This is a genomic window from Microbacterium sp. NPDC089696, from assembly GCF_044749125.1.
Classification (GTDB): Bacteria; Actinomycetota; Actinomycetes; order Actinomycetales; family Microbacteriaceae; genus Microbacterium.
This window is the reverse complement of record NZ_JBIVHF010000002.1, coordinates 1,152,586-1,166,802: the sequence shown is the minus strand read 5'-3', so window position 1 is coordinate 1,166,802 and position 14,217 is coordinate 1,152,586. Positions and strand designations below refer to the sequence as shown.

The window sequence follows — 14,217 nt, the reverse complement described above, 5'->3', positions numbered from 1 at the left end:
GACCCACCAGAAGCGCCGAGACCCACCACCGCAGACGTTCGCGGTGGTGGGTCTCGACGTGCGTGGTGGGTCTCGACGCCAGCGGGCCGAACCTCAGCCGCGCAGCGCCTCCATGAGCTTGACCCGGCTGCCCATGCGCAGGAGCGAGTTCTCGTAGATCTTCGCGCCGACCATGATCGCGACCACGCAGCTCGCGAGCAGGATCACGAGGCTCAGCAGCGGCTCCCACCACTGCGCCTCGCCGACGAACAGGCGCATCGGCATGCCCACCGGAGCCGAGAACGGCACGTACGACATGATCGTCAGCACGAGCGGGTTGTCGTTGAACACGATCACGAGGATGTACGGCGCCATGATCAGCATCGTGATCGGCGTCGTGGTCGAGCCGATGTCCTCCTGGCGGGAGACCATCGACGCGGCGGCGGCGAACATCGACGCGAGCAGGATGAACCCGAACAGGAAGAACACCGCGAACCAGATGATCGGGGCGCCGAGCGTCGCGAGCACCTCGCTCTGACCCGTGGCCGAGAGTCCGATCGTGGCGATGGCCGCGAGTGCGATGATCTGGCCCATCGCGAGGATCGTGTTTCCGATCACCTTGCCCGCGAGCAGGGTGCGGGCCGAGATCGTCGACAGCAGAATCTCCACCACGCGGGTCTGCTTCTCCTCGACCACGCTCTGCGCGATCGTGCCGCCGAAGGTCGCCGCGGCCATCATGAAGACGAGACCGAAGCCGATCGCGATGAAGTACCGCAGCAGCGGGTTGGTCGTCGCGGGTTCGAGGATCTCGACCGTCGGGGTCTGCGACAGCGCCGACACGAGTCCGCTCGGAGCATCCTTCAGTGCGATCACGGTCAGTCCCGTGGCGCCCTCGCCGGGGACGACCGCGGCGTCGACCTTCTCCGAGCGCAGGAGCTCCTCGGCGGCCGCGACGTCGGCGACCTCGGTCACCTCGACGTCCGGCAGCGCGGACACGGCCGACACCGTTGCGGAGGTCGCCGCGACGGGCGTCTTGTCCGCGGCGCTGTTCGAGCTCGCGAATCCGCCGATCAGGATGCCGGCGAGGGCGATCAGCAGCAGGATGCCGGTGGAGATCAGGAACGCCTTGCTGCGCAGCTTCGAGCCGATCTCGCGCTCGGCGACGAGCCAGATCATGGAGGCCTGCGTGCCGGATCCGGCGCGGGTGCGGGTCGGGGTGCTCACTGGATGACCTCCTTGAAGATCTGCGCGAGGGACGGATGCTGGGGCGCGAAGCTCGCGACGTCGCCACGCTCCACGGCGGAACGCAGGACGCGCTGCGCGGTATCGGCGCTGTCGGCGTCGAACAGCGCGTAGCCGCCCTCGAAGTCGACGACCGTGACCCCGGGTTCGGTGCGCAGCCACCCGGCATCACCCGTCGAGACGAGCTCGTAGCGGTCGCCGGCGTGCTCCGCACGGAGCGCGTCGCGGGAGCCGGCGGCGCGGATCTGCCCGCCCGCGAGGATCACCAGGTCGTCGCACAGGCGCTCGACGACGTCGAGCTGGTGAGAGGAGAACAGTATCGACGCACCCTTCGCGGCCGAGGACTGCAGCACCGCGGCCACCACGTCGACGGCGAGGGGATCGAGGCCCGAGAACGGCTCGTCGAGGATCAGGACCTCGGGATCGTGCACGAGGGCGGCGGCGATCTGCGCACGCTGCTGGTTGCCGAGCGACAGCGACTCGATCGTGTCGTTCAGGCGCTCCTCGAGGCCCAGCTCGGTGAGCAGCGCGGTGGCCCTGGCCGCGGCATCCGTCTTCGAGAAGCCGTGCAGACGGGCGAGGTACACGATCTGCTCGAGCACCTTCATCTTGGGGTAGAGGCCGCGCTCCTCGGGCATGTACCCGAAGTGGGTGCGGTCCGCGCCGGTGAGCGGTCGGCCGTCGAGCTCGACGGACCCGGAGTCGGCGCTGAGGAGCCCGAGGACGATCCGCATGGTGGTGGTCTTTCCGGCGCCGTTGCCGCCGACGAAGCCCGTCAGGCGCCCGGGGGCGACCTCGAACGAGACGTCGTCGAGCACGCGCCGTGAGCCGTAGCTCTTGGTGATGCCTGCCAGTACGAGGTTTCCTGTCATGCCCCTCACGCTACGACCGGCCGGGCGGCCGCGGCATCCCCCGTGCGGCGGATTGGCGGGCGGCGTCAGCGGAGGCATCCGTCGTGCGGAGGATGCCGCGCGACGGTCGCCCCGCCGGTCAGTGGAGGAACAGGAAGCCGAAGACCCCGAGGGCGAGCGGGGCGAGTCCGACGAGGAGCAGTGCGCCGAACACGATGCCGAGGACGACCCAGGGGCTCCGTCGTCGCAGGCGCTGACCGGGCGGGGCGACGCCGATCGGGGGAGGGGTGAGCAGCGCGGCCGGTGCGGCGAAGGGCAGCGCGGGCATGCCGACCGCGGGCAGCGGTGACTGCGGCCGGGGCGCACTCGCCGCCAGACGGAGCCGCTCGTCCCGCCATCGCGCCCACTGGTCGAGCTTCACGAGCAGTGCGCCGACCGCACCGAACAGCCACGCCCAGGTCGCGGGGTCGAGCGTCGAGGCCTCGCGCCGCGTGTAGAGGAACAGCCAGTCGTCGACGATCTCGACGTCGAGCTCGGCCGCGTGGTCGATGAACCGGGCCATGACGTCGGGGGCGAACAGGTACAGGGCGTCGACCTCGTAGCCTTCGGGGCAGAACAGCGAGAAGTAGCGGTCGAAGTCGCCCTCGAGCGACAGGCGCTGATCGCGGCGGAACCCCGTCGCGATGCTGCCGCCGAGGCCGTTGTTGCCGAGCGCGTCCAGCACGATGTTCGGCAGCGGCACGTCGAGCTTGACGGCCACGTACCCCCAGCGATGCGTCTGTGAGTTCTTGCCGTTGCTCGTCGTGTACTGGTAGTTGCCGAACTCGACGAAGCGCGGCTCGGTGCCCCGCAGCACATCGGTCGACATCCGCCCCGAACCCGCCTGGAAGATCATGCCCGGCAGGGGCGGGGCCTCGATGCGGTCGAGATAGGTCATGGCGTTGGCGGCGGCGAACCGTGAGAGGCGGAACCGTGCCATCGCCCGTGTGCGCAGCGCGCGGCGCACGAGCGCCACGACGCCCACGATGATCCCGGCGAGCAGCAGCAGGCCCAGCACCCCCGCGATCGCGACGCCCGTGGACCGTCCGATCGCGTAGCCCAGCCCCAGGAGGAGGATGCCGAGGATCGGCACGACCATGACGAGGGCGATGATCGCGACCACCCACGCGGCGATGTGCGCGCCGGGGATGGGGTGTGCCGCGCGATGCGCCCGGGTGAACGCGTCGACCTCGGCCGCGTTCACCGGCTCGAGGAGCGCGCGGGCGTCGAAGTACCCCGCCGTCACGATGCCGACCCCCGCTTTCCGACATGCAGCACCGTGCGCACGACGAGTCCGGCCACGAGTGCCCAGAACGCGGCGCTCACACCGAGCAGTGCGATGCCGGACGCCGCGACGAGGAACGTCACGACCGCGGGGATGCGCTCGCCCGGATCGTCGATCGCCTGCTGCACCGACGAGCCGAAGGCCCCGAACAGGGCGAGTCCGGCCACGGCGGGGATCACGGCCTCCGGCGCCAGCAGCACGAGGGCGGCGAACGCGGCGGAGAATCCTCCGAGCACGAGGTAGGAGGCGCCCGTCGAGACTCCCGCGACCCAGCGGCGCCGCGGGTCGGGGTCGGCGTCGGGCGAGGCGGCGAGGGCCGCGCTGATCGCCGCGAGGTTGATCGCATGGCCGCCCGCAGGGCCGCCGAGCGCCGTGCCGAGACCCGTGACGAGCATGGCCGGCCGCCACGGCACCTCGTAGCCGAAGCTGCGCATGATCGCGACGCCGGGCACGTTCTGCGAGGCCATCGTCACGATGAACAGCGGCAGCGCGATGCCGACGAGCGCCCCGACCGTGAACACCGGGGCGGTGAGCTCGATTCGCGGCACGAGCAGGCCCGCGTCGACCGCAGCCCCCTCCTGCGCCAGCGACACGGCGACGACCACCGCCGCGGCGACGAAGGCGAGCGGCACGGCCCAGCGCGGCGCGAGGCGGGAGCACACGAGCCACGTCACCACGACGGGCACGACGCCCCACGGGTTCACGACCACCCCCGTGATCGGCGCCAGGCACAGCGGCAGCAGGACTCCCGCGAGCATGGCCTGGGCGATGGACGGCGGGATGCGGGCGATCACGGCGCCCAGTGCCGGCCAGAGCGCGGTGAGGAGGATGAGAGCCGCCGCCACGAGGAACGCCCCGACCGCGGCGGGCCATCCGCCCTCGACCGTGCCGGTGGCCGCGAGCAGGGCGGCGCCCGGCGTCGACCACGCCGCCGTGATCGGCATCCGGTACCGCCAGGCGAGCACGATGCACGCCAGCCCCATCGTGAGACTCAGCGCGAGGAGCCCGCTGGCCGCCTGCGCCGACGAGGCGCCGACCGCATGCAACCCGGTGAGGACCACGGCGAACGAGCTCGTGAACCCGACCAGCGCCGTGACGACGCCGGCCAGCACCGGACGGGCCAGGGCGGAGCGGGGTGGCGGAGCGGACACCTTCCGAGAGTAGCGGGAGGCCGTCACCCCGCCGGCCTCAGGCGAGACCCATCCGGTGCGCGAGCACGACCGCCTGCACGCGGTCGCGGGCGCCGAGCTTCTGCAGGATGCGCGACACGTGGGTCTTCACCGTCGCCTCGCCGATGAACAGTGCCGCGGCGATCTCGCCGTTGCTGCGGGCGTCCGCGAGGAGGGCGAGCACCTCGGCCTCGCGCTCGGTGAGGGGCTCCGGCAGCACGACGGCCGCCGCGGCCCGAGCCGGTGACGCCGTCGGCGCCGGGCTCGCGGCGAAGCGGGACAGCACGCGCCGCGTGACCTCGGGCGCCAGTATCCCGTCGCCCGCCGCCAGCGCCCGCACGGCCGCGATGAGGTCCTCCGCGGCGGCGTTCTTCAGCAGGAACCCGCTGGCCCCGGCATCCAGCGCCCGGTAGAGGTAGTCGTCGCGGTCGAAGGTGGTGATGATCGCGATCTGCGCCGTGATCGCCGGATCGGCGACGAGCAGTCGTGTGGCCTCGATGCCGTCCATGTCGGGCATCTGCACATCCATGGTGATCACGTCGGGCTGCAGCGCGGATGCCGCGGTCACCGCCTCCGCGCCGGTCGCGGCCTCGCCGACCACCTCGATGTCGGGCTGCGTGTCGAGGATCGTCCGGAACCCGGCTCGCAGCATCGCGTGGTCGTCGACGAGGAGGACGCGGATGGTGGTGGCGGTCATGACGGATCTCCCGACGTGGCGGCGGCGGTGGGCGTGAGGGGCGCCGTGGTCGCGGCGGGCAGCGGCACGCGCACCCGCACGCGGAGTCCGCCGCTCGTGCGGGGCGCGATGTCGAGCGTGCCCCCGGACGCCGCCGCCCGCTCGCGCATGCCGAGCTGCCCCAGCCCCGGTCGGAGCGCGGCCACCGTGCGTCCCGTGTTCACGACCTCGACCTCGACGGCCTCGTCGTCGTAGCGCACGCGCACGTCGGCCCTGGCCCCGACCCCCGCGTGACGGCGGGCGTTCGTGAGCGACTCCTGCGCGATGCGGTACAGGTTCACGGCCACGACCGACGGCACGGGCGCGGGGTCGCCGATCACGGCGTAGTCGGTGGGCAGGCCGGCCTCGGCGGAGGCGGCGACGAGGTCGGCGATGTCGTCGAGCGACACCGTCGAGGAGGTGTCCGTCGTCTCCCCGCCGGGCGCACGCAGCGTCTCGAGCAGCTGACGGAGCTCGTGGATCGCGTCGCGCGCGGACCCCTCGATGCCGGCGAGGATCCCACGCGCCTTGTCGGGGTCCTGGTCGATCACGAGCCGTGCGGCTCCGGCCTGCACGCCCATGACCGAGACGTGGTGCGCGACCACGTCGTGCAGCTCGCGGGCGATGCGCACGCGGTCGAGGGCGACGGCCTGCGCCGCGGTGACCTCGCGCTCGCGCTCCAGTTCGACCGTGCGCTGCTCGAGGACCTCGCGGGACTGCGCCGCGTTCCAGGACCGGTCGCCGAAGTAGAAGGCGCCGCCGAAGTACAGCGCGTTCAGCAGCACCTGCAGCAGCATGTAGGCGACGTACGGAGAGAGCAGCCCGGCGGCGATCTCGGCCTTGTCGGCCTCATCGAGTGCGGTGCGGTACATCGTGAGGAGGAGCCACGCGAACATGCCGACGATGATCGCGACGCGCACGATCGTCGCCGCGCGGCGGTTGTTCATCCATGCGCCCACCGTGTACAGCGCCACGAACATCGCGATGTTGCCGACGTAGATCTCGGGGACCTTGAGCGACACGGCGGCGAAGTAGGCGACGCACACGATCACGGCCACCGGCGCGGGGAAGCAGCGGCGGAACGCCAGCGGCGCCGTGATGACGGCGGCATACACGATCGCGGTCCACGGCTCGGCGGTCGCGTCGCCGTAGATATGCGAGATCGTCGAGAGCGCGGCGCTGAGGATCGCGCCGACGAACATGATCGCCGCGAGGACGAGATCGCTGCGACGGTCGCGGACGCTCGGGGTGCGGGTGAACGGCACGGCGGGCATGACGTCCACCGTACGGGCGGAGGCGATGCCGCGGCATCCCCCGCGCGGCGGATCCGGTCGCTCGGAACTTGCTCTTGACAAGCGTGCTTGTTTTTAACAAGCTTGCGGTATCGGGGTCGCACCAGCGGCTCCCGACATCGACAGCACCACCGACAAGGGAGTCATCGTGACCAGTGTCTTCGTCAACCTGCCCACCACCGATCTCGAGCGCGCCAAGGCGTTCTACACGGCCCTCGGCTGCGAGATCAACCCGAACTTCACCGATGAGAACGCCGCATGCGTCGTGTGGTCGGAGACCATCTACTTCATGGTCCTGAAGCGCGAGTTCTTCCAGACCTTCACCGACAAACCGATCGCCGACCCGACGCAGGTCGCCCAGGTGTCGGTGACGTTCAGCCGCGAGTCGCGCGAGGAGGTCGACGCGATCGCCGAGAAGGCCCTCGCCGCCGGCGGCACCGAGCCGAAGCCCGCGCAGGACTACGGCTTCATGTACTCGCGCGACATCGACGACCCCGACGGCAACTCCCTCGGCTTCCTGTACATGACCCCGGAGGCCGTCGAGAACGGCCCGGAGCACGTCGCGGAGCAGAGCACCGGCTCCTGATGGCGACGCGCAGTTATGGCCAGTACTGCGGGGTCACGACCGCCGTCGAGCTGATCGGGGAACGGTGGGCGCTGCTCATCGTCCGCGATCTGCTCGTCGGACCGCGTCGGTACACCGACCTCAAGCAGGGTCTGCCGCGCATCCCCACCAACATCCTCTCCACCCGCCTCAAGGAGCTGCAGGAGGGCGGCGTGATCCGCCGCATCCCGCTGCTCCGCGGGCTCGCCTACGAGCTCACGCCGTACGGTCGGGCGCTCGAACCCGTGGTGCTCGCCCTCGGCCGCTGGGGCTTCCAGGCCATGGGCGATCCCGAAGAGGGCGACGTCGTCACGGCCGACTCGCTCACGATGGCGCTGCGGACGGCGTTCCAGGCGGATGCCGCGGACGACGCGGAGTACGAGTTGCACGTCGGCGAGGTCGCGCTGCACGCCTCCGTGCACGACCGCGAGCTCACGGTGACGCAGGTCGCCCCACCCCCACCACCCGTCGGAGGGCGGGAGTCGCCCGCGGAGCCGGATGCCGTGATCGTCGCCGGCCCCGGCATCCGTCGTCTCATCGGCGGCGACCTCACACCGCTCGAGGCGATCGAGCAGGACGTCCTCGCCGTCGTCCGCGGCGACGTCTCGCACCTCGATTCGTTCGCCCGCACGTTCCACATCGCGCCGCTCGGCGCACCCCTCACCGTGCAGTAACCGCTGTTCCCCGTGCAAAGGAGCACTGACATGACCGGACGTATCCTCATCGACCTGTTCGCGACGCTCGACGGCGTGGCGCAAGGCCCGGGCGGTGTGGGGGAGGACACCTCGGGCGGCTTCACCTTCAGCGGATGGCAGGCCGGATACCCGTCGTCCGGGGTCGGACCGGAGATCGCGAAGGGGATGGAGGGCCTCGACGCCCTGCTGCTCGGCCGTCGCACCTACGACATCTTCGCCTCGTACTGGCCCGAGCACACCGACGGCCCCTCCGGCGACATCGGGCAGCTCTTCGACCGCGTGCCGAAGTACGTCGCGACCCGGGACGCGGACCTCCCGCTCGCCTGGCAGGGCAGTTCCCGCGTGGGCGCCGACCTCGCGGCCGAGATCGACGAGCTGCGCGCGCGGCACCGTGAGGTGCACGTGATCGGCAGCATCGACTTCGTGCACACGCTGCTCGCGGAAGGGCTGTTCGATCAGCTCAACCTCTGGGTCTACCCGATCCTGCTCGGTGCGGGCAAGAAGGTCTTCCGTGACGACGCGCTGCCCTCTGTGCTCGAGCTGCTCGAGAAGCCGGTGACGGATGCCGAGGGTGTGACCCTCCTCCGCTACGGTCGCACGGACCGCGCCCCGCAGGTCGACACCTTCGAGGACTGACCGACGTCGAGTCGTCGTCGATATATCGGATTCATCACGAATGCGTCCGAATTCATCCAGACGCTGGAGGGACCCGCTCGGGCTCCCCTAGATTCGGAGCACGTTGCCGCGCGCGCGGCACGGATGTTCCAGAGGTCGCGCGTGACAGGCTCTCCTGCGCGTCGGACCTCCGCGGGGGAAGGGGCGACGATGTCGCGACGTGGAAGGAGCCGCCTGCTCCAGGCGATGCTCGCAGCAGTGGCGGTAGCCGCGACGACGATGACGGGAACGCTGGCGGCCGCCGCCGACGACGGAGCCGACGGGACGCGCGCCATGACGATTGCCGCGGTCGACGCGGGGTCGATCTCGGGCACGGTGACGCGGGAGTCCGATGATCAGCCGGTTGAGGGGATCGCCGTGTTCCGGCAGTCGGTCGTGACGTCGCCGCCGCGCATGACGTTCACCGATCAGAACGGCGAGTACCGCTTCGACGACGTCGCCGCGGGCGACCACATCATCTGGTTCTCCGCGCCCGACTCTCACGGGCTCGCGATGGAGTACTGGGACGGCGTGGCCACCCGTGCGGAAGCGACGGCGATCACCGTCGTCGCAGGTGAGGAGCGGTCGGGCATCGACGCATCGATGCAGGGCCTGGCGACGATCTCGGGCACGGTGACGAGGGAGACCGATGGGTCGCCCGTGACCGGTGCCGTCGAGGTGTTCTCGGATGCCGGCTCCTGGAGCGGAGCGATCGAGCCGGACGGCACGTACAGCGTTGCGGTCGCTGCGGGCACGCACCTCGTGCGCTTCCAGAGCAGCGACGATACCGCTGCCGCCGAATACTGGGAGGATGCCGCGACGGAGGAGGCTGCCACTCCGATCACGGTGACCCCCGGCGAGGTACGGACCGGCATCGACGCCGAGCTCGCATCCGTGGCCGCGATCACCGGCACCATCTTCGTCGGCGGTGCGCCTCTGGCGGAGAGCGTGATCGTCGAGGCATGGTCGGGTGGTGAGTTCGCCGGAATCGCCTACTCCCGGAACGACGGCACCTATCGACTCGCGCTTCCGGCCGGTGACTACACGCTCCGCGCCGGCCTGAGTGAATTCGGCATCGATTGGGGACTCATGTACTACCGCGACGCGAAGACCGCGTCGGAGGCCACTTCGGTGACGCTCGGGTCGACCGACGACGTCACGGGCATCGACTTCACGCTCGAACCCGGCGCTGACATCCAGGGTGTCGTCACCACGTCCGGCGCCACCCTGCCCTCCGAGGGTGCCGCCGTCACGGCGCTGTTGTGGAGCAACGGGGAGTGGCGCGAGGTAGCGACGATCAACACCCTCGACGTGTACCGCTTCGGCAGCGACGACCCCTTCATCGCACAGGAGAGCGGCCCGCTCCCGGCCGGCGAGTACCGGATCCGCGTCGCCGCGGAGGGATTCTGCACCCGGTACTCGGGTGGCGCCACCTCGCTCGAGAAAGCGACGAGCATCTGGGCCGGTGCCGGGGGTACGTTCCCGAACATCGACGTGACGCTCACCCCTTCGTGCGACGCGCCCGCCCCCGCGCTGACTCTCTCGGCGGGGACGATCCGCGCCGGCGGATCGCTCACGGTCACGGGCTCCGGGTTCGGCGCGGGGGAGTCCGTCGCGTTCGAGCTCCACTCCGATCCGATCGCCCTCGGCTCCCTCACGGCGGATCAGAACGGACGGATCAGCGGCGTCCTGCGGATCCCCGCATCGGCGCCCGTCGGCGCTCACACGCTCGTCGCACTCCGCGCGGGGGGCACGATCCAGGCCAGCGCCGCGCTGCAGGTGACCGCGGCGGCGAGCACGGGCTCGGCGACCGCACCCGACCGCCTGGCGGCGACGGGTGCGGAGGTCCCGACGGGAGTTCTCCTCATGGGGCTCTTCCTCACTCTGATCGGCGCGGTGCTCGTGCGACGTCGGCGCGCGCAGAGCTGACCCGACACCGCGTCACCGACCCGGTCGCCCCGTGCGGGTGGCCGGGTCCACCGTTCCGGATCGAGTCGCGTCAGCCCAGCATCCGCTCGATCACCAGCGCCACCCCGTCGTCGTCGTTCGACGCCGTAGTCTCGTCGGCGGCATCCTTCACGGCGTCCTCGGCGTTCGCCATCGCGACGCCGTGGCCGGCCCAGTGCAGCATCTCGACGTCGTTGAGCGCATCGCCGAAGGCGACGACGTCCGTGCGATCGATGTCGAGGTGCTCGCACAGGCGTGCGAGCCCCGTGGCCTTCGTGACGCCCTCGGCCATGACCTCGACGAACGGGGCGCCCGAGAGCGTCGCCTCGAACCCGGTCAGGCCGAGCGCTCGCAGGGCGTCGAACACGACGGCGGGCGCGAGCTCGGGATGCCGGATCACGAGCTTGAGGCTGGGAGCGGCGAGCACGTGCTCGAGGTCGACGCCGCCCATCGTGCGCGGGTCGCGCTTGTGGTCGGTCAGGTCGGCGATCGAGGCATAGCCGTGCTGCGCGACGAAGCCCTCGCCCTCGTCGCGCACGCTCGCGAACAGCAGGTCGGGGATGCTCTCGCGCAGCGCCGCGGCCAGCGTGCGGATCGTGTCGGAGGGGAGTTCCTCGGCGAACAGCATCCGTCCGTCGGTGAGGTGGGTGGCGAACGCGCCGTTGCTGCAGAGGGCCCAGCCGTCGAAGCCGGCCCCTCCCGCGATCGCGCGCAGGCCGATCGGCTGACGGGCCGTGACCGGCACGACGTGGACGCCGCGCGCCCGCGCCGCGTCGAGCGCGGCCCGCGTGCGCCCGCTGACCTCGACCTTGGAGGTGAGGAGAGTGCCGTCGAGGTCGGTCGCGATCAGGCGGAGGTGCACAGCGTTTCGTCTCGCGGCGCTCAGGAGAAGATCATCGGGAGGTCGTCGTCGTCCTCGGCGGCGCTCGTGCCGAGGCGGCTGTCGTCGAGGTCGACGAGCACCGGGACGTGGTCGCTGGGTTGCTCGCCCTTGCGCTCGTCGCGGTGGATCGACGCCGCGGTCACGGCATCCGCGAGCGTCTGGGAGCCGAGGATGAAGTCGATGCGCACGCCCTCGTTGCGGGGGAACTTGAGGCGCTGGTAGTCCCAGTACGTGAAGCCCTCGGGGATCAGCGGCCGGACGACGTCGGTGAGTCCCGCGTCGGCGAGCGTGAAGAACGCCTGGCGCTCCTCGGGGGAGACGTGCGTGGAGACGCCCTCGACGATATCGGGGTCTCCGTTGTCCTTATCGAACGGGATGATGTTGAAGTCGCCGACCAGGGCGAGCGCCTGGGAGGGGTTCGCGGCGAGCTCGGCGGCCGTCGCCGTCTTGAGCGCCTCGAGCCAGTGCAGCTTGTACGCGAGGTGCGGGTCGCCCAGCGCGCGGCCGTTCGGCACGTACAGGCTCCACACGCGCACACCGTCGACGAGCACGCCCAGCGCGCGCGCCTCGAGCGGTGCGTTTGGGCCCTCGTGGCCCTTCGCGAAGCCGGGCATGCCGGCGAACGAGGTCTGCACGTCGGTGATCGGGAGACGGCTCGCGATCGCGACGCCGTTCCACTGGTTCAGGCCGTGCACCTCGACGTGGTAGCCGGCCTCCTCGAACGGCCCGTACGGGAACTGCTCCGGCTTGCACTTGATCTCCTGCATCGCCAGCACGTCGACGTCTTCACGGACGGCGAACTCGACGGTGCGGGTGACGCGGGTGCGGATGGAGTTGACGTTCCAGGTGGCCAAGCGCATGCGTCCAGCCTAGTTGCGGCTGCCGACACCGGATATCGCGTGACATCTGCGGAGGATGCGCGCCGCGCCTCCTACACTGGAAGCCGTGACCGCACTCGACGCAGACCGCCAGACACTCCTCGACCTCATCACAGACGAGGCCGTGTTCCACGGGGACTTCACCCTGTCCAGCGGCAAGCAGGCGACGTACTACGTCGACATGCGCAAGCTCACGCTCGACCATCGCGCGGCCCCCGCGATCGGCCGCATCATGCTCGACCTGATCTCCGACCTCGACGTCGTGGCGGTCGGAGGCCTCACGCTCGGCGCCGACCCGATCGCGAACTCGGTGCTCCACGCCTCGGTCGCGACCGACCGTCCGCTCGACGCCTTCGTCGTGCGCAAGGAGCCCAAGGACCACGGTCGCGGCCGTCAGATCGAGGGCGCGGACGTCTCCGGTAAGCGCGTCGTCGTGCTCGAGGACACCTCGACCACCGGGCAGTCCGCACTCAAGGCCGTCGAGGCCCTCCGCAAGGAAGGTGCAGAAGTCGTGGCCGTCGCCGTGATCGTCGACCGCAAGACCGGAGCGCAGGCTGCGATCGAGGCCGAGGGCCTGGAATGGCGAGCCGCGTTCGACCTCGACGACCTCGGACTCGACCCGCAGTGACCCGCTACGCACTGGCCGTCGACGTCGGCGGCACGAAGATGGAGGCCGCGCTCGTGAGCGAGCACGGCGTGCTCGTCACGGGCAGTCGCTCGCGGCAGGCCACCGGCCGCGAGGCGACGTTCGAGTCGCTCGACCGCGGTGTCTCGGCGGTCGTCGCGCACGCCCTGGCTGCTCTCCCCGCGGATGCCGAGCTCGTGGGCGCCGGCGCGGGCAGCGCCGGTCCGATCGAGCGCTCCGCCGGGGCGATCGTCCCCGTCAACATGCCCCTCGCGCGCGGCTTCGGTCTCGCGGAATCCGTGCGGGCGAGCGCGTCGGCCGCTCTCGGGCGCGAGGTGCCCACGGTGCTCGGCCACGACGGCGGCGCTCTCGCGCTCGCGGAATCGTGGCTCGGTGCGACCCAGGGCGCCGGAGCATCGCTGTCGATCGTCGTGTCGACGGGAGTCGGCGGCGGTTTCGTCGTGAACGGCGCGTACATCCCCGGGGCGACGGGCAATGCCGGACACCTCGGGCAGGTGCGCCGCGAGGGCGGACTGACCCTGGAGGAGATCGCCTCGGGGCCGGCGAGCGCCGCGTGGGCGCAGCAGCAGGGATGGGGCGGTGCGACCGGCGAAGACCTCGCACGGGACGCCGCGGCGGGCGGCGAGATCGCGCGCGCCGCGATCATCCGTTCGGCGACGGCCGTCGGCGAGGCGCTCGCGGATGCCGCGACCCTTGTCGACCTCGACATGGTCGCGATCGGCGGAGGGTTCTCCCGGGTCTCCGAGGACTACATCGACCTCGTGCAGAGCGCGCTCACGACGAGCGCCGCGCACGAGTACTCCCGCCGCACCCGCGTCGTCCGGTCGGGACTGGGCGACGAGGGGCCGCTGATCGGCGCCGCCGCCCTCGTGCTGCGCTGATCCTGTTCCGCGGATCTCGCCCTCCGTCGCAGGCCGGGTCGAGGTCAGCGTGAGCGTGTGAGCAGGTGCGGCACGGGACCTTCGAGCCGCGCCACCGCGATCTTGAGTTCGGTCATCTCGTGCGCCAGGTTGTCGATGCGTGAGCCGAGGCTTTTCTCCGATCCATCGATCCGGGCGCCAAGTCGGTGGTCCAGTTCGTCGATCCGGGCGCCGAGTCGGTGGTCCAGTTCGTCGATCCGGGCCCCGAGTCTCGCCTCGACGGCATCCGTCCTCCGCACGCACCACGCGAAGCCGAGGAACATGCTCGTGCCGAGCGTCACCACGATGCCGACGGCGCTGAGCACGACGGCGATGATCTCTGCGGACACGAACATGCTCCCATTCTGACGTCGCGAGGGTGGGTTTCGCAGAATGCTAGCTGCGCTCGTCCAGCCGTCGCCGCGGCCGTGAGTGAGAG

At 71.0% G+C, this 14,217-nt stretch carries 15 protein-coding genes; 6 read left to right on the top strand and 9 right to left on the bottom strand.

All coding sequences use genetic code 11. The features are described 5' to 3' along the window. Window positions 1–93: 93 nt before the first annotated feature. From ACIPY8_RS15995 to ACIPY8_RS15970, 6 genes are all read right to left on the bottom strand, one after another. On the bottom strand, window positions 94–1,203 hold the full coding sequence (locus ACIPY8_RS15995) for an ABC transporter permease (RefSeq protein ID WP_400820178.1): 1,110 nt from the start codon (window positions 1,201–1,203) through the stop codon (window positions 94–96). Further along, window positions 1,200–2,093 carry an ABC transporter ATP-binding protein gene (locus ACIPY8_RS15990; protein ID WP_400820176.1) on the bottom strand — a complete coding sequence of 298 codons (894 nt, stop codon included), beginning with the start codon at window positions 2,091–2,093 and terminating at the stop codon, window positions 1,200–1,202. Before ACIPY8_RS15990 ends, ACIPY8_RS15995 begins: the two co-directional genes overlap by 4 nt. Before the next feature lie 118 nt (window positions 2,094–2,211). Beyond that, window positions 2,212–3,357, bottom strand: a complete 1,146-nt coding sequence (locus ACIPY8_RS15985; protein WP_400820173.1) for a hypothetical protein — start codon at window positions 3,355–3,357, stop codon at window positions 2,212–2,214. Then, window positions 3,354–4,547, bottom strand: a complete 1,194-nt coding sequence (locus ACIPY8_RS15980; protein WP_400820171.1) for a benzoate/H(+) symporter BenE family transporter — start codon at window positions 4,545–4,547, stop codon at window positions 3,354–3,356. Before ACIPY8_RS15980 ends, ACIPY8_RS15985 begins: the two co-directional genes overlap by 4 nt. Window positions 4,548–4,584: 37 nt before the next feature. Continuing rightward, window positions 4,585–5,262 (bottom strand): response regulator, encoded by a 678-nt coding sequence (locus ACIPY8_RS15975; protein WP_400820168.1) that lies wholly within the window; start codon window positions 5,260–5,262, stop codon window positions 4,585–4,587. After that, window positions 5,259–6,554, bottom strand: coding sequence for a sensor histidine kinase (locus ACIPY8_RS15970; protein ID WP_400820165.1), 1,296 nt, complete (start codon window positions 6,552–6,554; stop codon window positions 5,259–5,261). The genes ACIPY8_RS15975 and ACIPY8_RS15970 overlap by 4 nt, the downstream gene beginning before the upstream one ends. A 166-nt stretch (window positions 6,555–6,720) precedes the next feature. On the opposite strand from ACIPY8_RS15970, the gene ACIPY8_RS15965 reads away from it, so the two are divergent. From ACIPY8_RS15965 to ACIPY8_RS15950, 4 genes are all read left to right on the top strand, one after another. Further along, complete coding sequence (locus tag ACIPY8_RS15965; protein WP_400820163.1) at window positions 6,721–7,158, top strand: VOC family protein; 438 nt, start codon at window positions 6,721–6,723, stop codon at window positions 7,156–7,158. Further along, a complete protein-coding gene (locus ACIPY8_RS15960; RefSeq protein WP_400820160.1) occupies window positions 7,158–7,850 on the top strand; it encodes a winged helix-turn-helix transcriptional regulator in 693 nt (230 codons plus the stop codon). The genes ACIPY8_RS15965 and ACIPY8_RS15960 overlap by 1 nt, the downstream gene beginning before the upstream one ends. 30 nt (window positions 7,851–7,880) lie before the next feature. Further along, entirely contained in the window at window positions 7,881–8,507 is a 627-nt protein-coding gene (locus tag ACIPY8_RS15955) for a dihydrofolate reductase family protein (RefSeq protein ID WP_400820158.1), read from the top strand. 189 nt (window positions 8,508–8,696) lie between these two features. Then, entirely contained in the window at window positions 8,697–10,454 is a 1,758-nt protein-coding gene (locus ACIPY8_RS15950) for a carboxypeptidase regulatory-like domain-containing protein (RefSeq protein WP_400820155.1), read from the top strand. A gap of 70 nt (window positions 10,455–10,524) precedes the next feature. On the opposite strand, the gene ACIPY8_RS15945 is transcribed toward ACIPY8_RS15950, so the two are convergent. Further along, window positions 10,525–11,334, bottom strand: a complete 810-nt coding sequence (locus ACIPY8_RS15945; protein ID WP_400820153.1) for a Cof-type HAD-IIB family hydrolase — start codon at window positions 11,332–11,334, stop codon at window positions 10,525–10,527. 20 nt (window positions 11,335–11,354) lie between these two features. Continuing rightward, window positions 11,355–12,215, bottom strand: coding sequence for an exodeoxyribonuclease III (locus ACIPY8_RS15940; RefSeq protein ID WP_400820150.1), 861 nt, complete (start codon window positions 12,213–12,215; stop codon window positions 11,355–11,357). A gap of 85 nt (window positions 12,216–12,300) precedes the next feature. Here ACIPY8_RS15940 and pyrE point away from each other — a divergent pair, with 85 nt between their 5' ends. Together pyrE and ACIPY8_RS15930 are read left to right on the top strand one after the other, a co-directional pair. Next, window positions 12,301–12,861 (top strand): orotate phosphoribosyltransferase, encoded by a 561-nt coding sequence (gene pyrE, locus ACIPY8_RS15935; protein ID WP_400820147.1) that lies wholly within the window; start codon window positions 12,301–12,303, stop codon window positions 12,859–12,861. Further along, complete coding sequence (locus tag ACIPY8_RS15930) at window positions 12,858–13,760, top strand: ROK family protein (RefSeq protein WP_400820145.1); 903 nt, start codon at window positions 12,858–12,860, stop codon at window positions 13,758–13,760. The genes pyrE and ACIPY8_RS15930 overlap by 4 nt, the downstream gene beginning before the upstream one ends. A gap of 44 nt (window positions 13,761–13,804) precedes the next feature. Here the strand turns inward: ACIPY8_RS15930 and ACIPY8_RS15925 are convergent, their stop codons facing one another. Continuing rightward, window positions 13,805–14,134 carry a hypothetical protein gene (locus ACIPY8_RS15925; protein WP_400820144.1) on the bottom strand — a complete coding sequence of 110 codons (330 nt, stop codon included), beginning with the start codon at window positions 14,132–14,134 and terminating at the stop codon, window positions 13,805–13,807. Window positions 14,135–14,217: the final 83 nt, after the last annotated feature.